Genomic DNA, 18,928 nt, shown 5'->3' with positions numbered 1-18,928 from the left:
CCATGAAACTGCTGATGGTCGATAACTACGACAGCTTTACCTACAACATCGTCCAGTACTTTGGCGAGCTGGGCGCCGAGGTGACCGTGGTGCGCAACGACGAAACCACGGTGGCCGAAGTCGAGGCGCTGATCGCGCGCGAAGGCATCGAGCGGCTGGTGATCTCACCCGGCCCCTGCTCGCCCAACGAGGCGGGCATCTCGGTGGCGGCGATCCAGCATTTCGCGGGCAAGCTGCCGATTTTGGGCGTCTGCCTGGGCCACCAGAGCATTGGCGCGGCCTTTGGCGGCGACATCATCCGGGCGGGCCAGCAGATGCATGGCAAGACCAGCGTGATCAGCACCGACCAGAAGGGCGTGTTTGCCGACCTGCCCAGGCAGTTCACGGTCAACCGCTATCACTCTCTGGTCATTGACAAGAACACGCTGCCCGGATGCCTTGAAATCACGGCGACCAGCGAAGATGGTGAAATCCAGGGGGTGCGCCACCGCGAACTGGCCATCGAGGGCGTGCAGTTCCACCCCGAGAGCATTCTGACCGAGCATGGTCATGCCATGCTGAAGAACTTTCTTGACCAGAAATAACAGCCGATTTATTGATAGCTGCCAGCGCTTGTCACTGCTTGATTTCAGAATGAAAACAATAGGAAATCGATTGCTGATAAGCGCAGGCAGCTCTCAAAAACATAGAGAGATATTGCAATGATCACTCCCCAGGAAGCGCTGCAGCGAACCATCGAGCATCGTGAAATCTTCCATGACGAAATGCTGCACCTGATGCGCATGATCATGCGCGGCGAGCTCTCGCCCGTGATGACGGCCTCCATCATCACCGGCCTGCGCGTGAAGAAGGAAACCATTGGCGAGATCTCGGCTGCGGCCGAGGTGATGCGCGAGTTCTCCAACAAGGTGAACGTGCACGACAAGAGGAATCTGGTCGATATCGTCGGCACCGGCGGCGACGGCGCCAACACCTTCAATATCTCCACCTGCTCGACCTTTGTGATTGCGGCGACGGGCGGCAAGGTCAGCAAGCATGGCGGGCGCAGCGTCAGCAGCAAGTCGGGCAGCGCCGATGCCATGGAGGCGCTGGGCGTCAACATCAACCTCAACGCCGCGCAGATCGCCGATTGCATACGCGATGTGGGCATAGGCTTCATGTTTGCGCCCAACCATCATCCGGCCATGAAGAATGTGGCCCCCGTGCGCAAGGAGCTGGGCGTGCGCACCATCTTCAACATCCTGGGCCCGCTCACCAACCCGGCATCCGCACCCAATATCCTGATGGGCGTGTTCCACGAAGACCTGGTCGGCATCCAGGTGCGTGCCCTGCAGCGCCTGGGGGCCGAGCATGCGCTGGTCGTCTACGGCCGCGACGGCCTGGATGAAATCAGTCTGGGTGCGGGCACGCTGGTCGGCGAGCTCAAGGACGGCGTGGTGCGCGAGTATGAAGTCCACCCCGAGGACTTTGGTCTGCGCATGGCGGGCACGCGCTCGCTCAAGGTCGACAATCCCGAGGAGTCCAAAGCCATGCTGATGGGCGTGCTCCAGGGGGAGGCAGGGCCGGCACGCGATATCGTCTGTCTCAACTCCGGTGCCGCCCTCTATGCCGCCAATGTGGCAGGCTCGATCGAAGAGGGCCTGGAGCGTGCGCAACAGGCCATCGACAGCGGCGCGGCACTGGCCAAGCTCCAGGAGCTGGTGGCCTATTCGCAAAAGCTCGGCCAGGCAGCTGCATGAGCCTGCTCGACGCGCCCATCTGGAGTGATGCCGGCACCTGGATCGTGCTGGGCATCTCCCTGCTGTTCATCGTGGTGGGCATAGGCATGCACCGCGTCATCGTGAAGGTCTTGCGCGGCCCAGCGGATGCCGCCACCAACAAGGAAAACCATGTCTGACATTCTCAAGAAAATCTGCGACGTCAAGGTCCAGGAAGTTGCTGCCGCCAAGAAGGCCGTGCCGTTTGCCGAGATGCGCCGCGATGCGGAAAGCCGTGTCTCCACGCGCGATTTCGTGGGTGCCATCCGTGCCAAGATCGCCAAGGGACAGGCCGGCGTGATCGCCGAAGTCAAGAAGGCCAGCCCCAGCAAAGGCGTGATCCGCCCCGACTTCGATCCTGCCGATATCGCCCAGAGCTATATGGTGGGCGACGGCAAGATCAGTGCGGCCTGCCTGTCGGTGCTGACCGATCGTCAGTTCTTTCAGGGGCAGCCCGACTATCTCAAGCAGGCCCGCGCGAGCACGCTGCTGCCGGTGCTGCGCAAGGACTTCATGGTCGACCCCTATCAGATCTACGAATCGCGGGTGATGGGCGCTGACTGCGTGCTCTTGATCGCCGCCTGCCTGGACGATGCGCAGATGGCCGAGATGGAGCAGATTGCGCACAGCCTGGACATGGATGTGCTGGTGGAAGTGCATGACGCCGAGGAGCTGCAGCGCGCTCTCAAGCTCGGGACGCCGCTGGTGGGCATCAACAACCGAAATCTGCGCAGCTTCGAGGTCGATATTCAGACCACGATTGCGCTCAAGAAGGATGTGCCCGCCGACCGCCTGCTGGTGACCGAGTCCGGCATCCTGAGCCGCGACGATGTGAAGACCATGCGTGAGGCCGGCATTGACGCCTTCCTAGTGGGAGAGGCCTTTATGCGTGCCCGCGAGCCGGGCGAGGCCCTGGCCCAGCTGTTTCAATAGAGGGTTGGCTGAGGTGCAGGTTCAGCGCAGAACCTGCACATCGGCATCCAGAAAATAACCGGCACCACGCTTGGTCTTGAGCAGCGTGGGCGCGCGGCTCGATGCTTCGACCTTACGGCGCAAGCGCAGCATCTGCACATCAATGGCACGGTCAAAGACATCATCTTCGGCCTGCGTCAGATCCATGATCTGCTCACGGCTCATGATTTGCCTGGGACGTTTGAGCAGGGCCAGCAGCAGCGCGAACTCGCTCTTTGTGAGCCCCACCTCATGCCCGGCAGCGCTGATGAGGCTGCGCGAGCGCAGCCTCAACTCCCAGTCGGCAAACTTGAAGCCCTGTGGACTCAAGGTGAACGCAGGGCGGGCGCAGGAAAAGAAGGCCTGCGCGGCAGAGGCTTGTGAGTGACTGGCAGAAGATGTGTGCATGAATAACTCCTTGTGAGCCTGAGCCGCCAGGTGGTCAGCTATGTTGGAGTCGATTCTTTGCAAAATGTCAGAATGTGTCACTCACTGAAATCAGGTATTTTGAGCCTCGAAATAGGTGAGAACCCTTGAGGAAATCATTCGAGGTGGCCGTGGAAGTTGAGAAAATCCACGTATGAACTTCACTAGCCAGAGCATGAGTGCTAACACCGCCGCGCCTACCCAGTTGATGAGTGCAGATCCACAGGACTGGCCTGTCTCGTCAGACTGGCAAGCCGTTGTCGACTCTTTCTTTGCAGGGAGCACAGGTCAGAAGCTGCTGCAGTTTTTGCAGCAAAGACTGGATGCCGGCGCCGTGATCTTCCCGCCCAAGCCCCTGCGGGCCCTGGAATTGACACCCGCCGAGGAGGTGCGTGTCGTGATCCTGGGGCAGGACCCCTATCATGGTCGTGGGCAGGCCGAGGGGCTGGCATTTTCTGTTGCTCCCGGGGTGCGCGTGCCGCCATCGCTGCAAAACATCTTCAAGGAAATGCAACGCGAGCTGGGCACGCCGTTTCCGGCTTTTCCCCAGCCCGGCGGCAGCTTGGTGAGCTGGGCCCAGCATGGCGTGCTGCTGCTCAACACCAGCCTGACGGTGGAAGAAGGGCAGGCCGCAAGCCATGCCAAAAAAGGCTGGGAAGAGCTGACCGATGCCATCATCCGACATGTCGCCGAGCAGGGGCGGCCCACGGTCTTCATGCTCTGGGGCTCGCACGCCCAGTCCAAGCGTGTGTTCATTCCTCAGGATCGTGGCCATCTGGTGCTGATGAGCAACCACCCTTCACCGCTATCGGCTCTGAGGCCTCCCGTGCCCTTTATCGGTAACGGACACTTCGGCAAGGCCAGGGAGTTCAAGCTCAGACACGGCTATTGAGATGGCCAGATTGGGCTGTCTCAGCGCTTTTCCCGGATTCCCAGCCAGACGCCCGTCAGGCCGCTGAGCGTCACCACCGCCATGCCGATCAGCGATGTGCTGTCGGGAAGCTGTCCGAAAAACAGCCAGCCCATCAGCATGGCAAAGCCGATCTGGCTGTAGAGGAAAGGCGCCACGGTTGCGGGCGTGGCGTGGGTGTATGCCTGCAGCAGCATCAGGTGGCCGATGCCGCTGCAAAGGCCCATCACAGTTGCCGCTGCGTAGATCTGCCACTGATCGATGGGCTGCCATACAAAGCCTATGAGAGGAGTGGTCAGCAGCAAGGGCAGCCAGGTCGAGTAAAGCTGGGTGGTCGGAGGTGAATCCAGGCGCGACAGGCGACTTCCGAGGACCTGGTAGGTGGTGCCCGATACCAGCAGACCAACCGGCCACAGGGCGGCCAGGCCCAAGGGCTGTCCATCGTTTTCCGGTCGGACGATGGCAATCACGGCCAGCAGACCGATCACCAGCAGCGCCCAGCGGGCAGGACTGACCTGTTCCTTGAAGAAGAGTGCCGATGCGACCACGATGAACAGCGGGGCCGCAGACCAGATGGCCGTGAAATTAGCCAGGGGCATGTTCTGTATGCAGAAAAAGGCGCAGACCGTGGTCAACAGCCCCGAGATTGCTCGCAGAAGCTGAAACTTCAGGTTCCGGGTTTTCAGTGCCGACAGGCCATGCCGGGGCAAAACCAGTACGCAGGTGACAAAGGCCTGGGCCATGAAGCGCAGCCACAGCACCATGAGCACCGGAAGCAGCTTGCCGGTGAATTTGGTGGCGCTATCCAGAACGGCAAACAGTGCACAGGCGAATATGGTGAGCAGAACACCGCGGATGGCAGACTGCGCTGACGGGGAAAGTGTGGGAGAGAGCCAGCGGGGGAGCATGTCCGTAGCGATTTGCGACAAAGAAGCGAGGAATTCTAGGGGGATGACGCGTCCGGCCTGCGTTGCGTCGCCCAGAAAAATGCCCGCACTGTCGGGTGCGGGCATGGGATGGGATGGGAGGTGAAGGCTTACCAGGGCATGGCGTTACGAATACGCGCAATTTTCTCGGCCTGCTCGGGCGAGGACTCTTTGGCGGTGCGCAGCGCCTGCCGGATGAAGACAAACAGCAGCAGCAGGAAACCGGTGCCCACGGCCGCACCAATGGCCAGCATGGACTTCTTGGGCTTGATGGAGCGCTCGGGCAGGGTCGGCATCTGGATCACGTCGTCGTTGTCCAGGCCTGCGAGGCGACGCTCCATGTCCAGAATCCCCTTCTGGCGGTTGCTGTTGGCGGCCAGCAGTTCGCCATAGAGGCGGCTGGTGGCTTCGCTGACGCTTTTCCCGGAGGAGATATTGGCAGAGGTGTCATGCTCGAGCTTGAGCGACTCCTCCAGGCGCGTCTTCTCGGAAGCCAGCTGCATTTCCAGCTGTTTTTTCTCCATTCCGCGTGGCTTGCTCAGGGGAAACAAGGTGTCCAGCAGCGTTTGGTTGAGCTTTTGAGCCGCTTCAGGCGATTGGGCCTGCGTTGCAATATTCAGCAGCTTGTCCTGCTTGCCGACATTGACGGTGATGCGCTTGCTGAGCTTTTTATAGATTTCTTCGGTGGTCAGACCATCGTCCAGGCCCGCCACGGGAGCTATCTGGTGCAGCACGTCTGCAGACATGGCCAGGCTGGCGGCCATGGGGGCGGTAAAGCTGGAGCCGGCACGCTCCACCTGAACCGATGAGCTGCTTTCGTAGGTCTTGGGAATCACAAAGCCGATTCCATAGGCGGCAATGCCCGCTAATAGCGGACCGAAAATCAGAATCTTCCAGTTTTCCGCGAGAGTGACCAACAGATCCAGCAGATCCAACTCTTCATCTTGTGGGGTTTGAACTTCCATTGATTTTTCTAAATGACTAAATAAATAAGCACTTTGACAAAACGATGAAATCTACCACTAAGAAAAGATTGGACCCAGTGTTTCTGTAACTCCTTATGCCTGGAGCCGGCAAAGCGGCTCCAATATGTTGCAGATCAGCGCTGGCGCTCCAGCAGCATGGAGTCGCCATAGCTAAAGAAGCGGTAGTGCTGGGCAATCGCATGCTGGTACATGGCCATGATGTGCTCGTAGCCAGCAAAGGCGCTGACCAGCATCATCAGCGTGCTTTTGGGCAGATGGAAGTTGGTGATCAGCATGTCGACCACCTGGTACTGAAAGCCCGGGGTGATGAAGATGCAGGTGTCGCCGGTGATATTGCCGTACTTGGCCCAGGACTCCAGCGTGCGCACCGTGGTGGTGCCGACGGCAATGATGCGGCCGCCGCGCTGGCGGCAGCGCTCCATGGCGGCCAAGGTGGGCAGGGGAATGTCGTACCACTCGCTGTGCATGATGTGGTCGGCAAGGTTTTCGGTCTTGACGGGCTGGAAGGTGCCTGCACCCACATGCAGGGTGACGCTGGCGCGCTCCACGCCCTTGGCCTGCAGGGCGGCAAGCACGGTTTCGTCGAAATGCAGGGCGGCGGTCGGTGCGGCTACGGCGCCTGGGTGGGCTGCGAACACGGTCTGGTAGCGCTCGCTGTCTTCCTTTTCATCCGGGTCGTGGTCGGCGTTTTGCTGGCGCTCGATATAGGGTGGCAGCGGCAGGTGGCCGAACTGCTCCAGCAACTCATAGGGCGACTCGCCCTGGTTGCCCTTGAAGGAAAGCTGGAATAGCGGCCCGTTCTCGTCCGGCCAGCGGCCCAGCAGCGTGGCTTCGAAACCACCGTTTTTGAGGCCACCGCAAAGATGGATCTTGGCTCCGGGCAAGGGCTTCTTGCTCACGCGCATATGTGCCACAACCTCGTTGTTCTGCAGCACGCGCTCGACCAGCAGTTCGATCTTGCCGCCGCTGGCCTTTTCACCGAAGACGCGTGCCTTGATGACCTTGGTGTCGTTGAAGACCAGCAGGTCGCCGGGCTGCAGCAGATCGGGCAGTTCGCGGAAGATGCGGTCGGTGGCTGGGAGGCTGCGGCCGTCAAGCAGGCGCGAGGCGCTGCGAACGGCGGTGGGATGCTGGGCAATCAGGGATTCGGGCAGGTCGAAGTCGAAATCGCTGAGTGTGAATTCACGGGTGCAGGAAGACATGCGGTGCTTGAGGGCCGTACGAGGCCCGTTCCAAGTTCAATCAAACAAGTGGGCGATTGTCGCAAATCGCCATTAGGGCTGCCGGCTTCAGGGCTGAGCAGCAGCTGGGTTCCAGAGTTCGTTGAGATTCCTGAAGGGCCATTCGGCAGGGTCTTCGCGCCCGACGATGCTGTCGTTGGCATGGGGACAAGCCAGGTCGAGAATCTCGGGCGTTATGCGGCGCTGCTGGCTGAGGCAGTAAAAGCGCCGCACTTTCGGGGTCAGCAGACAGGCTGGCGAGACATCCAGCACCACGGCAAGATGCTGCGACTGAAGTCGCACCAGCGAGCCCAGCGGGTAGATGCCCACCGTCTGGACAAACTGCTCGAAGATGGCTTTGTCGAAATGATGGGGCGCCCATTGCGCCATGCGCTGCAGCGCGATGGCCGGGTGCCAGCCTTGCTTGTAGGGGCGATCCGAGGTGATTGCGTCATAGACGTCGCAGACGGCCGTCATGCGCGCCATCAGACTGATGTCGTCCTGCTTCAGTCCGTCGGGGTAGCCCGTGCCGTCGACTTTTTCGTGGTGATGCAGACAGGCGTCGGTAACGGTGTCGTCCAGCCCCTGAGGCAACAGGAGTTCGTAGCCCCAGCGAGGGTGGGATTTCATGATGATCCACTCCTCGGCATCCAGCGGCCCAGGCTTGTTGAGAACCTCGAGAGGCACTTTGCTCTTGCCGATGTCGTGCAGCAGGCCCGCGATACCGGCCAGATGCACCTGGTGTTCGTCCAGGCCCATGCGGTGCGCCAGCCCGATCATCAGGGCACACACCGCGATGCTGTGCATATAGGAGTAGTTGTCCGCAGTCTTCAGGCGTGCCAGGCTGATCAAGGCATGGGGGTTGCGCTTGATCGACTCGGCCATCTCGTCGACCAGCAGGCTTGAGGCAGGCAGGTCCAGCGGACGGCCCAGGCGAACGTCGTTGAACATGGTCTTGAGCACATCACGTGCCTGCCCGATGATTTGATGGGCCTGCTGCAACTCCACGCTGGTTCTGGTCAGCCGTGCCGGTGAGCACGGCACAGCGTCGTCAACTGGCGACTCGGAGACCTCTGCGGGCGTGATGTCGGGGGCAATGTCGGCCCCCCTGCTGGTGTCTATCCACACCTGGCGGATGGTGGTGGCAAGCAGACGCTCCAGGTCCCTGGGCTGATCGAGCAGGAGGCGGGGACGCAAAAAGGGATGCTCCATCCAAGAGCCGCAGAACTCGTGCACAAACATTCCCGGGCGAAGGTGCTCGACATCAACTCGCTTCAACATGAATTTCTACGGAAACACAAAGTAACAAGTTGAGGATGGTAGCGATTTTGACGTTGTTGCGCTGGAGGCAGTTGTTTGCAAACCTGAATATGCTGTATATACATACATTGCTTTCCTGGTCGCGGGGAGTGTAGTCAAGGAGTCTCAGTTGTCTGTGTCAAAAAAGCCTGTTGCCGAGCCGAAGTCTGCTGCCAAGCGCGCTGCCGCTCGCGAAAAAAAGGCAGGCACGGATCTGGATGCCGCTCCCAAAAAGACGCTCAGCCCTGCGCAGCAGGCCTTGCAGAAGATGGGGCTGACGCGCGATATCGATCTGGCTTTGCATCTGCCGCTGCGCTATGAGGACGAAACCCGCATCGTGCCGCTGAAGAACGCGCGCGATGGCGAGACGGTGCAGATCGAAGCCACGGTCACGCACAGCGAGGTGCAACTGCGCCCGCGGCGCATGCTCAAGGTCACCGTGGATGACGGCAGCAGCACCTGTGTGCTGACCTTCTTCAGCTTCTATCCCTCGCAGCAAAAAACCATGGCCCCGGGCGCGCGCCTGCGCATCCGCGGCGAGGTCAAGGGCGGCTTCTGGGGGCGGCAGATGATGCACCCCGCATTCCGGGTGGCGGGCGGAGAGCTGCCCACGGCGCTGACACCGGTCTATCCCGCCAGCGCCAGCCTGCCTCAGGCCTATCTGCGCCGCGCCATCGGCTCGGCGCTGCTGCGCGCAGACCTGTCCGAGACCCTGCCTCCAGGGCAGTCACCTCCCATTGCGCAGTTCTATGGTCAGAACGGGCTTCAACCATCATGTGACTTGCGCAATGCGCTCACTTTTTTGCATCACCCAACGCCCGATGTGGCGCTCGTCACGCTGGAAGACCATTCCCATCCGGCCTGGCAAAGGCTCAAGGCCGAAGAGCTGCTGGCTCAGCAGCTGTCCCAGTATGAAGCCAAGCGCGAGCGTGCCCGCTTGCGAGCGCCCGTGCTCAGGCCGCAGGCCGGCATGGCGGATTTGACGCAGCAGTTTCTCGCGCAGCTGCCGTTTGGCCTGACGGGCGCGCAGCAGCGCGTGGTGGGCGAGATTCGGACCGATATGGAGCGCCGCATTCCCATGCACCGTTTGCTGCAGGGCGATGTGGGCTCGGGCAAGACGGTGGTGGCGGCCTTGTCTGCCGTGGCCTGTATCGAGGCTGGCTGGCAATGCGCGTTGATGGCTCCGACCGAGATTCTGGCCGAGCAGCATTTTGGCAAGCTGGTCGGCTGGCTGGAGCCGATTCTGGCGCCGCTGGGCAAAAAGGTCGCCTGGCTGGCCGGTGCCCAGAAAAAGAAGGAGCGCGCTGCGATGCTGGCGCTGGTGGAGAGCGGCGAGGCGGCGCTGGTCGTGGGCACCCATGCCGTGATTCAGGAGCAGGTGCAGTTCAAGAACCTGGCCCTGGCCGTGATCGACGAGCAGCACCGCTTTGGCGTGGCCCAGCGTCTGGCGCTGCGGCAAAAGCTAGCGGCCACGGGCATGGAGCCGCATCTGCTGATGATGAGCGCCACGCCCATTCCACGCACGCTGGCCATGAGCTATTACGCCGACCTTGATGTCTCCACCATCGACGAGCTGCCGCCCGGGCGCACGCCCATCGTCACCAAGCTGATCTCGGACAGCCGCAAGGACGAGGTGATCGAGCGCATCGGTGCCCAGGTTGCCAGCGGGCGCCAGGTCTACTGGGTCTGCCCGCTGATCGAGGAGAGCGAAGCGCTGGATCTGTCGAATGCCACGGCCACCCATGAATATTTGAGCGAAATGCTGCCCGGTGTCATGGTGGGCCTGCTGCACTCGCGCATGCCCACGGCCGAGAAAAAGGCCGTGATGGAGCTGTTTTCGGCCGGGGTCATGGGCGTGCTGGTGTCCACCACGGTGATCGAGGTGGGAGTGGATGTGCCCAATGCCTCGCTGATGGTCATCGAACACTCGGAGCGCTTCGGCCTGTCGCAGCTGCACCAGCTGCGCGGCCGCGTGGGGCGCGGTGCTGCGGCTTCGGCCTGCGTGCTGCTGTATTCGGTCAATGACAACGGGCGCCTGTCCGATACCGGCAAGGAGCGCCTGCGTGCCATGGCCGAGACCAATGACGGCTTCGAGATAGCGAGGCGGGATCTGGAGATTCGCGGACCGGGCGAGTTTCTCGGCGCCCGGCAGTCCGGCGCCCCCATGTTGCGCTTTGCCGATCTGGAGCAGGATGTGCTGCTGCTGGACTGGGCGCGCGAGCTGGCACCGCTTATGCTTGAGCAGTTTCCTGCGCTGGCGGCACGCCATGTCAGCCGCTGGCTGGGTGGCAAGGCCGAGTATCTGAAGGCCTGAAGTACCGAAAATTGCGTTTGTAGACGTAAATAGTTACGTTTTTGCAGGAATATATGTAATCTTTTGCCTTGGTAATATGTGATTGAATGCAAAAACAGGATGAATCAATGCTGTTATTGATAATCCGAAAGATCCACTCTCTATGACTCTTACCGAATTGAAGTACATCGTGGCCGTTGCGCGGGAGAAGCACTTTGGCCGCGCCGCCGAAGCCTGCTATGTGTCCCAGCCTACGCTGTCCGTGGCGATCAAGAAGCTGGAGGAAGAGCTGGATGTCAAGATTTTCGAGCGCAGTGCCGGCGAAGTCTCGGTGACCTCGCTGGGCGAGGAGATCGTGCGCCAGGCGCAAAGCGTGCTGGAGCAGGCCAACGAGATCAAGGAAATCGCCAAGCGTGGCAAGGACCCGCTGTCCGGCGTTCTGACCCTGGGTGTGATCTACACCATCGGCCCCTATCTGCTGCCCGATCTGGTGCGCAACTCCATCAATATGACGCCGCAGATGCCGCTGATGCTGCAGGAGAACTTCACCGTCAAGCTGCTGGAGATGCTGCGCACGGGCGAGATCGACTGCGCCATCATGGCCGAGCCCTTCCCGGATACCGGTCTGGCACTGGCGCCGCTGTACGACGAGCCCTTCATGGCCGCCGTGCCCAGCACCCACCCGCTGGCGCAGAAGAAAAGCCTGTCCACGACGGATCTCAAGAACGAGACCATGCTGCTGCTGGGTGCGGGTCACTGCTTCCGCGACCATGTGCTCGAGGTCTGCCCCGAATTCGCGCGCTATGCCAGCAACTCCGAAGGCATTCGCCGCACGTTCGAAGGCTCCTCGTTGGAAACCATCAAATACATGGTGGCCGCCGGCATGGGCGTGACCCTGGTGCCACGACTGTCCGTGCCCGAGGATGCGCTGGCTCCCATTGAGCGCCGTCGCCGCGCCGATGAGCCTCATATTCGCTATCTTCCGATTCATGAGGAAGACGGCATTGCGCCGCCCACCCGCCGTGTGGTGCTGGCCTGGCGGCGCAGCTTCACGCGCTATGAGGCAATTGCCGCACTGCGCAATGCCGTCTACGCCTGCCCGCTGCCGGGAGTGCAGCGCCTGTCGCAGTAAGCGTGGCTTTGGCGGCCCGAAGAGGGCGGGAATCTGGATTCGTTAAACCTGAAAGGTGAGTGCATGACCAAGCAAGGCAAGGACAAATCGCAGAAACAAAAGTCGGACGCCGCGCCGCAGGTGCCCGCAGGCATCCACATAGGCATCAGCGACGAGGATCGCGCCGCCATCGCCAAGGGGCTGTCGGCGCTGCTGGCCGACACCTATACGCTGTACCTGACCACGCACAACTTCCACTGGAATGTCACGGGGCCCATGTTCAACACGCTGCACACCATGTTCATGACGCAGTACACCGAGCTGTGGAATGCCGTCGATCCCGTGGCTGAGCGCATCCGCGCACTGGGCCACCATGCACCCGGCTCCTATGCCCAGTTCGGCAAGCTCACCAGCCTGCCCGATGCACCGGCGCAGCCGCCCAAGGCCCTGGAGATGGTGCGCATCCTGGTGCAGGGCCACGAGGCCGTGGCGCGCACGGCCCGCCAGCTGTTTCCCCGTGCCGACAAGGCCGGCGACGAGCCTACGGCCGATCTGCTGACCCAGCGCCTGGCCGTGCACGAGCAGACTGCCTGGATGCTGCGCTCCCTGCTCGAGGAGTGAGCCGCACCCAGGCCGTCGTTCGCGCGGACTCCCCAAGCCCTGACGGGCCCGCCTCCCGAGGCCCGTCAGGGCTTTTTCGCTTTTGCTCCTGAAAGGAATGCCTGTGTTTTCTGCGGCGACTCCCGTGCTCCTGCTGGTGCAGTGGGTGGACAGCCATGCCATCTGGGTGCTGCTGCTGTTGCTGCTGCTCACGGCCGGCATGCTGCGCTGGCGTGCGCAGGGCCGGGCCGCATGGCTGTGGCAGGACCGCCACGCGAATTTCAGGCCGAATGGCGGCCGGCTGCTGGCACTGGCGGCACTGGCGGCTGTGTTTCTGGCTCTGCTGAGCGTCGGCGTGCAGCAGTCCCAGTCGGTGCAGCCGCCTCAGGGGCTGATGGCCCTGGACCTGAAGCTGCAGCGCGCGGTGAGCGCGGCCCTGCCGCCCATGCTGCAGCCTTTGGTGCAGGCATGGACTCTGCTCGGGGATTTGCGCGTCATGGGGTTGCTGAGCCTGGCCGTAGGCCTGTGGCTGCTGTGGCGGCGCCAGGGCCTGCAGCTGATGGGCTGGGTGGTGGCCGTGGCTGGCACGGGACTGTGGGTGCGCTTCATCAAGGCGGCCATGCAGCGTGCGCGTCCGCTGGACGGACTGGTGCATGAGGCCGGCTTCAGCTTTCCCAGCGGCCATAGCGCGGGCACGGCCGCGATTTTCGGCATGCTGGCCTGGCTGGCCGCGCGTCGCCTGCCGCCGCGATGGCGGGCTGGGGTGTTTGCGGCGGCAGCGCTGCTGGCCCTGAGCACGGGCTTGAGCCGCGTGCTGCTGTCCGTGCACCATGCCAGCGATGTGCTGGCGGGCCTGTGCCTGGGCCTGGGCTGGACGGCTCTGGTGCTCTGGTTGACAGACCGTGTCGAGCATGGGGGCGGCGCCCTCGGGCCGCCGCAGGCCGAGGCACAATTGCCGCTGCGCTGACCGTGGCCTGGGGGCCCGGTCGTGATCTCCTGCCTTCCGGAACCCCTCTCATGTCCGCCTCCATTCCTGCTTCGCCGCGCTCCAAGCTGTCGCTGTATCTGGATCTGATCCGCTTCAACCGTCCCGCGGGCTGGCTGGTGCTGGTCTGGCCCACACTGGTGGCACTGTGGGTGGCCGGACAGGGCTTTCCGGGCTGGCATCTGCTTATCGTCTTTGTGCTGGGCACGGTGCTGATGCGCAGCGCGGGCTGCACCATCAACGATATTGCCGACCGCGACTTCGACAAACATGTGAAGCGCACCACCCAGCGCCCCGTCACCAGCGGCCAGATCTCGGTCAGGGAGGCCGCCATGGTCGGCCTGGTGCTCACGCTGGTGGCCTTCGGTCTGGTGCTGTCCACCCGCTGGGAGGCCGTGGCCTGGTCGGTGCCTGCCGTGCTGTTCACGATTCTCTATCCCTTCACCAAGCGCTTTTTTGCCATGCCTCAGGCCTTTCTGGGCATTGCCTTCAATTTCGGCATCGTGATTGCGTTTGCGGCGGTGACCGGTGAGGTCAGTGCCACGGCCTGGACGCTGTGGCTGGCCAATATGTTTCTGGTGCTGGCCTATGACACCGAATACGCCATGGTGGACCGCGATGACGATCTCAAGATCGGCATGAAGACCTCGGCCATCACCCTGGGCCGTTTCGATGTCACGGCCATCATGCTGTTCTTTGCCCTGTGCTGGGGTCTGATCGCCTGGGTGCTGGCTCCTTATCGGCTGGGCTGGCCCTTCTGGCTGGGCATGGGCGTGGCGGCGGCCCAGATCTTGTGGCATTTCAGCCTGATCAAGGACCGCACGCGCGAAGGCTGTTTTGTCGCCTTCAGCAAGAGTCACTGGATCGGCGCTGCGATCTTTGCAGGCGTGGCGCTAGGGTTTGCGTTGAAATAGTCTTGTTTTAATAGCTGAAAGCGCTTGACTGATAAGCGATAGAGGCTTGAATGGCTCAAAAAAACCGGCCGAGGCCGGTTTTCTTTATTTGCCGAACTCGGCGGCCAGCTCCTGTGCGCGGATCTGGGCCTTGCGCATGGCCTCGATGAAATGCTCGGGCAGCTTTTGCTCCTGCATATGCGTGATGGCAGCATAGGTGGTGCCGCCCTTGCTGGTCACGCGCTGGCGCAGCACCTCGGCGCTCTCGCTGGAGCGTGCCGCCAGTTCCGAGCCGCCCGCAAACGTGGCCACGGCCAGCTTGTAGCTTTGCTCGGCGCTGAGGCCCATGTCGACGCCCGCCTGAGTCATGGCTTCGAGGAACAGGAATACATAGGCCGGGCCGGAGCCGGAGATGGCCGTCACGGCATCCAGATGCGCTTCCTGGTCCACCCAGGTGAGTTCGCCGGTGCTGCCGATCACGGTCTCGATCAGGGCCTTGTCCTGGGCATCGACCTCGGGGCGGGCGAACAGGCCCGTCATGCCCTTGCCTACCAGGGCCGGGGTATTGGGCATGGCGCGCACGATGCGCTGGGTGCCGGTCCAGGCCGCAATGCTGTCGGTGGTGATGCCGGCAGCCACGCTCAGGTGCAGGGCCTTGCGGGTATGGGCGGCAACGGGAGCGGCCGCTTCCTTGAAGCTCTGGGGCTTGACGGCCCAGACCACCAGCTGGGCGCTTTGCAGGGCCTCGGTGGCGGCGGGCAGGGCGTCGATGCCGAAGCTGGTCTTGATCGCAGCGCGCGTGGCTTCAAAAGGCTCGACCACGGTGATGCTGCTGGCCGGAGCACCCTGGCGGATCAGGCCGCCGATGATGGCGCTGGCCATGTTGCCGCCGCCGATAAAGGCGATGGGAGGGAAGGCGGAGGTCGAGTGGTCGGTCTGGCTCATGATGGTTCGATTCGCTTTGCAATGCAGCAAGTGGGCAAGCCTGTCTTCGGATTCCAGGCGTACAGCGCACTATAAACCCGCGCCGCAGCGGCCGCGCTCTTCGCTCAAGGCGATGAACTGGGTGACTTCGGCGGGATTGAAGTTGTTGTCGCTGACCAGCAGCAGCACGCGTCGGCCATCGGGCAGCGGCGGCCCCCAGCTCATGCCCTCCAGGTTGTCCACGGATCGCAGGCCTGCATCGGCCAGGTCCAGCAGCAATTCCTTGTCCGCAGACCGGTAGTTGCCCGGCAGGAGCCGGGCCTGGTCCAGCGTATCGCTGCTTGCGTCGGCACGGGTGCTGATGCGGTAGATGCGGGCGCCGAAGCGTAGCGGCGGCGCAAAGAAGCGCTCCAGCACCAGCAGATGCTCGGCGTCGTCGGCCAGCACGGCGCTGACGCCGTTGATGGCGCCGCGTTGCAGCCACAGGTCGGCAGGCAGGGCATCGGGCTGGTAGGCCAGCTGGCGCATCGGCTGCTGCGTGCCCATGTCATAGGCGGTGATGCGCACCGGGCCGCCTGCTCGGCCGGCTGCGGGCAGGGGCCCGTCTTGCCTGAGCGCCGCCTCCATGGCCAGCCAGAGCGTGCGGCCATCCTGGCTCAGCGCCAGACCTTCGAGCGTGAAGTTGCTGCGCGGCCCCTCGGACTTGCTGGCCGGCAGGCGCAGCTCGGGCGGCAGCGGCCATTCGCGCTGCCAGCGCCCGTCCGTGCCTGATTGCAGCAGTTGCGGGCCGAATCCGCGTGCGAAGTCGCCCTCGCTGCTCCACAGCAGGGATTGTCCTCCTGGCAGCACGCGCAGGGCTTCCGCATCGGGCGTCGCGATGCCGGGCAGGGGCTGGCGGTGACTGGGATAGGGAGCCTGGGCGGGGCTGAGCAGCGGCCGCGCATCGTGCAGCCTGACCTGATGCAGGCCGCCGGCGTCGTAGTCGATGCGCGCCGTGTAAAAGCGCGCCGGTCCATGGGCTAAGCGGTCGTCGCTGACCAGGTAGTACAGATTGCTGCCCGCGTCGTAGTCGATCGATGACAGACCGCCCACAGCCGTGCCGGCAAACAGCTTGTCATGCTGCCAGCGGATTTCCCCAAGCAGTGACCAGGGCCGGGCCTGGGATGTGCTGCAGATGCGATGTGGTGCGAGCGGCGCCGTCGTGCAGGCAGCCAGACTGGCGCAGATCAACGAGAGGCCCCAAAGCTGGAGCTGTCGCGGATTGTTCACATTTGTGCCTTGTATTTTTCGCCGATCGCTTTCTAAGATGCCAGTGGTTCTGTGCCGCGCGGGGCTGCACGGACGACGCCATCGGAAATAGGGAGCAATCATGGCATCCAATGTCAAAAAATGGTCGGCGGAGTTTCTGGGTACTTTCTGGTTGACCTTTGGCGGTTGCGGCAGCGCGGTGCTGGCAGCGGCCTTTCCCGAAGTGGGCATCGGCCTGCTGGGCGTGTCCTTTGCCTTCGGCCTGACGGTGCTGACGGGCGCTTACGCCTTCGGCCCCGTCTCCGGCGGCCACTTCAATCCGGCGGTCTCCGTCGGTCTGGCAGTGGCGGGGCGTTTTCGCTTTGCCGAGCTGCCTGGCTACATCATTGCCCAGGTACTGGGTGCCATTGTGGCGGCCGCCACGCTGTATTTCATTGCCAGTGGCAAGGCCGGCGCACAGGTGGCCGATCTGGCCACCAACGGCTATGGCGAGCACTCGCCGGGCAAGTTCAATATGGCGGCGGCGCTGGTGACCGAGGTGGTGCTGACCGCCGTGTTTCTGCTGGTGATCCTGGGCTCCACCACCAAGAAGGCCGCCGTGGGCTTTGCGGGCATGAGCATCGGTCTGTGCCTGACGCTGATCCATCTGATCTCCATCCCCGTGACCAATACCTCGGTCAACCCCGCCCGAAGCACCGGTCCGGCGCTGTTCGGTCCGGCCATCGCGCTGGAGCAGCTGTGGCTGTTCTGGCTGGCTCCCATCGTGGGCGCCATCATCGGTGCCGTGATTCACAAGGCGCTGCTGGGTGACGAAGACTGAGTGTTGAACGCGGCCGTTGCCGAAACAAAAAAGGGATGCATTGGCATCCCTTTTTTGATGGTTTTTGCCGGACGGTGCGGCTTTACTGCGCCGTGGTCTGGCGTACGGCCTGTTCCCAGCGCTGCATCAGCTCGTCGGCGCGCCCCTTGCCCAGCGTGGGCAGGAAGCGGCGCTCGGCCTTCCACAATGCCGACAGCTCCTCGGTGCTCTGATAGACGCCGCTGGACAGGCCGGCCAGATAGGCCGCGCCCAGGGCCGTGGTTTCCACGCAGGCCGGACGTACCACGGGAATACCCAGCAGATCGGCCTGGAACTGCATCAGCAGATTGTTCACGCAGGCGCCGCCGTCCACGCGCAGCTCGCTGACCGGCGTGCCGCCCGTGGCCACGGCGTCGCGGCTCATGGCGCCGAGCAGGGCCGCACTCTGGTAGGCAATGGATTCCAGGGCCGCGCGGGCGATATGGGCCATTGTCGTGCCGCGCGTCAGGCCGGTGATGGTGCCGCGCGCGTCGGGCTTCCAGTAGGGGGCGCCCAGGCCCGTAAAGGCCGGCACCAGCATCACGCCTCCGCTGTCGGGCACGCTTTCGGCCAGTTGCTGGACCTGGCCGCTGTGCTCGATGGCCTGCAGGCCGTCGCGCAGCCACTGCACCACGGCACCGCCGACGAAGACGCTGCCTTCCAGTGCAAACTGGGGCTGGCGGCTCACCTGGGCGGCCGATGTGGTCAGCAGGCCGTTGCTCGAGGTCTGGAAGCTGCTGCCCGTATGCATGAGCATGAAGCAACCCGTGCCATAGGTGTTCTTGGCCATGCCCGCGTCGAAGCATGCCTGGCCGAACAGTGCGCTTTGCTGGTCGCCGGCCACGCCGCCGATATTGATGGAGCCGCCCAGCACCTCGTCAGCCGTCTGGCCGAAATCGGCAGCCGAGGGCAGGACCTCGGGCATCAGACACGCAGGAATGTCCAGCAGGGCCAGCAGATCGGCATCCCACTGGTTGCTGTGCACATTGAAGAGCATGGTGCGGCTGGCGTTGCTCACGTCGGTGACATGGCGCTTGCCGCCCGTCAGCTGCCAGATCAGCCAGCAATCCACCGTGCCGAAGGCCAGCTCGCCGGCCTGCGCTGCGGCGCGTGCGCCGGGCACGTTGTCCAGCAGCCACTTGAGCTTGGTGCCTGAAAAATAGGCATCGATGCGCAGGCCGGTTTTTTGCAGAATGGCGTCGCTGTGACCGGCTTCGCGCAGTTGCACGCAGGTGGGTTCGGCGCGGCGGTCCTGCCAGACGATGCCGTGGTGAATGGGGGCGCCGGTCTTGCGGTTCCAGACGATGGTGGTTTCGCGCTGGTTGGTAATACCCACCGAGCGGATGTCGGCCGCCTTGAGGCCCGCCTTGGCCAGCGCCTCTTTGGCGGTGCTCAGCTGGGTGCGCCAGATCTCGCGCGGGTCATGCTCTACCCAGCCCGGTTGCGGATAGATCTGCGGTAGCTCCAGCTGGGCCGATGCCACGATGCGGCCTTGTGTGTCGAAGACGATGGAGCGGGAGCTGGAGGTGCCCTGGTCCAGGGCGAGCAGATAGGTTGTCAT

19 protein-coding genes are annotated in these 18,928 nt (G+C 63.0%); 11 read left to right on the top strand and 8 right to left on the bottom strand.

Annotated elements, in window-relative coordinates:
* Positions 1–2: 2 nt before the first annotated feature.
* From P353_RS20885 to trpC, 4 genes are all read left to right on the top strand, one after another.
* Entirely contained in the window at positions 3–584 is a 582-nt protein-coding gene (locus P353_RS20885) for an aminodeoxychorismate/anthranilate synthase component II (protein ID WP_034373866.1), read from the top strand.
* A 111-nt stretch (positions 585–695) separates the two neighbouring features.
* Positions 696–1,739 carry an anthranilate phosphoribosyltransferase gene (trpD, locus tag P353_RS20880; protein WP_113707745.1) on the top strand — a complete coding sequence of 348 codons (1,044 nt, stop codon included), beginning with the start codon at positions 696–698 and terminating at the stop codon, positions 1,737–1,739.
* Positions 1,736–1,897: a hypothetical protein gene (locus tag P353_RS29650; RefSeq protein WP_197483949.1), complete on the top strand. Its 162-nt coding sequence runs from the start codon at positions 1,736–1,738 to the stop codon at positions 1,895–1,897. Before trpD ends, P353_RS29650 begins: the two co-directional genes overlap by 4 nt.
* Entirely contained in the window at positions 1,890–2,690 is an 801-nt protein-coding gene (gene trpC, locus P353_RS20875; protein ID WP_034373861.1) for an indole-3-glycerol phosphate synthase TrpC, read from the top strand. The genes P353_RS29650 and trpC overlap by 8 nt, the downstream gene beginning before the upstream one ends.
* Before the next feature lie 21 nt (positions 2,691–2,711).
* On the opposite strand, the gene P353_RS20870 is transcribed toward trpC, so the two are convergent.
* On the bottom strand, positions 2,712–3,116 hold the full coding sequence (locus P353_RS20870; RefSeq protein WP_012840108.1) for a winged helix-turn-helix domain-containing protein: 405 nt from the start codon (positions 3,114–3,116) through the stop codon (positions 2,712–2,714).
* 172 nt (positions 3,117–3,288) lie between these two features.
* Between P353_RS20870 and P353_RS20865 the strand changes: the two genes are divergently transcribed.
* Positions 3,289–4,026 carry a uracil-DNA glycosylase gene (locus P353_RS20865; protein ID WP_080750625.1) on the top strand — a complete coding sequence of 246 codons (738 nt, stop codon included), beginning with the start codon at positions 3,289–3,291 and terminating at the stop codon, positions 4,024–4,026.
* 20 nt (positions 4,027–4,046) lie between these two features.
* On the opposite strand, the gene P353_RS20860 is transcribed toward P353_RS20865, so the two are convergent.
* The 4 genes from P353_RS20860 to P353_RS20845 all read right to left on the bottom strand — a co-directional run bounded on the left by P353_RS20860 (position 4,047) and on the right by P353_RS20845 (position 8,457).
* Entirely contained in the window at positions 4,047–5,057 is a 1,011-nt protein-coding gene (locus P353_RS20860) for a DMT family transporter (protein ID WP_232776736.1), read from the bottom strand.
* 23 nt (positions 5,058–5,080) lie between these two features.
* A complete protein-coding gene (locus tag P353_RS20855; protein WP_034373859.1) occupies positions 5,081–5,935 on the bottom strand; it encodes a Wzz/FepE/Etk N-terminal domain-containing protein in 855 nt (284 codons plus the stop codon).
* A 134-nt stretch (positions 5,936–6,069) separates the two neighbouring features.
* Positions 6,070–7,158 carry a tRNA preQ1(34) S-adenosylmethionine ribosyltransferase-isomerase QueA gene (queA, locus tag P353_RS20850; protein ID WP_034373855.1) on the bottom strand — a complete coding sequence of 363 codons (1,089 nt, stop codon included), beginning with the start codon at positions 7,156–7,158 and terminating at the stop codon, positions 6,070–6,072.
* An 87-nt stretch (positions 7,159–7,245) separates the two neighbouring features.
* A complete protein-coding gene (locus P353_RS20845; protein WP_034373852.1) occupies positions 7,246–8,457 on the bottom strand; it encodes an HD-GYP domain-containing protein in 1,212 nt (403 codons plus the stop codon).
* 148 nt (positions 8,458–8,605) lie between these two features.
* Between P353_RS20845 and recG the strand changes: the two genes are divergently transcribed.
* From recG to ubiA, 5 genes are all read left to right on the top strand, one after another.
* Entirely contained in the window at positions 8,606–10,789 is a 2,184-nt protein-coding gene (gene recG / locus P353_RS20840; protein WP_034373850.1) for an ATP-dependent DNA helicase RecG, read from the top strand.
* 142 nt (positions 10,790–10,931) lie between these two features.
* The gene (locus P353_RS20835; protein ID WP_003050465.1) at positions 10,932–11,900 is read left to right on the top strand and encodes a LysR substrate-binding domain-containing protein; all 969 of its coding nucleotides are present in this window, start codon (positions 10,932–10,934) and stop codon (positions 11,898–11,900) included.
* Positions 11,901–11,963: 63 nt separating this feature from the next.
* On the top strand, positions 11,964–12,500 hold the full coding sequence (locus P353_RS20830; protein WP_034373847.1) for a Dps family protein: 537 nt from the start codon (positions 11,964–11,966) through the stop codon (positions 12,498–12,500).
* Positions 12,501–12,597: 97 nt separating this feature from the next.
* Positions 12,598–13,446 (top strand): phosphatase PAP2 family protein, encoded by an 849-nt coding sequence (locus P353_RS20825; protein WP_052084954.1) that lies wholly within the window; start codon positions 12,598–12,600, stop codon positions 13,444–13,446.
* Positions 13,447–13,496: 50 nt separating this feature from the next.
* Positions 13,497–14,378, top strand: a complete 882-nt coding sequence (gene ubiA, locus P353_RS20820; RefSeq protein ID WP_034373844.1) for a 4-hydroxybenzoate octaprenyltransferase — start codon at positions 13,497–13,499, stop codon at positions 14,376–14,378.
* Between the two features lie 84 nt (positions 14,379–14,462).
* Here the strand turns inward: ubiA and proC are convergent, their stop codons facing one another.
* Positions 14,463–15,302 carry a pyrroline-5-carboxylate reductase gene (proC, locus tag P353_RS20815; RefSeq protein WP_034373841.1) on the bottom strand — a complete coding sequence of 280 codons (840 nt, stop codon included), beginning with the start codon at positions 15,300–15,302 and terminating at the stop codon, positions 14,463–14,465.
* Positions 15,303–15,371: 69 nt separating this feature from the next.
* Positions 15,372–16,550: an esterase-like activity of phytase family protein gene (locus P353_RS20810; protein ID WP_034373838.1), complete on the bottom strand. Its 1,179-nt coding sequence runs from the start codon at positions 16,548–16,550 to the stop codon at positions 15,372–15,374.
* Positions 16,551–16,650: 100 nt separating this feature from the next.
* On the opposite strand from P353_RS20810, the gene aqpZ reads away from it, so the two are divergent.
* The gene (aqpZ, locus tag P353_RS20805) at positions 16,651–17,349 is read left to right on the top strand and encodes an aquaporin Z (RefSeq protein WP_034373835.1); all 699 of its coding nucleotides are present in this window, start codon (positions 16,651–16,653) and stop codon (positions 17,347–17,349) included.
* An 82-nt stretch (positions 17,350–17,431) separates the two neighbouring features.
* Here the strand turns inward: aqpZ and glpK are convergent, their stop codons facing one another.
* Complete coding sequence (gene glpK / locus P353_RS20800; protein WP_034373833.1) at positions 17,432–18,928, bottom strand: glycerol kinase GlpK; 1,497 nt, start codon at positions 18,926–18,928, stop codon at positions 17,432–17,434.

Source organism: Comamonas testosteroni, from assembly GCF_000761245.1.
In the GTDB taxonomy this organism is placed as follows: domain Bacteria; phylum Pseudomonadota; class Gammaproteobacteria; order Burkholderiales; family Burkholderiaceae_C; genus Comamonas; species Comamonas testosteroni_C.
Note: the sequence above shows the minus strand (reverse complement) of the source record. Positions and strands in the feature narration are given on the sequence as shown.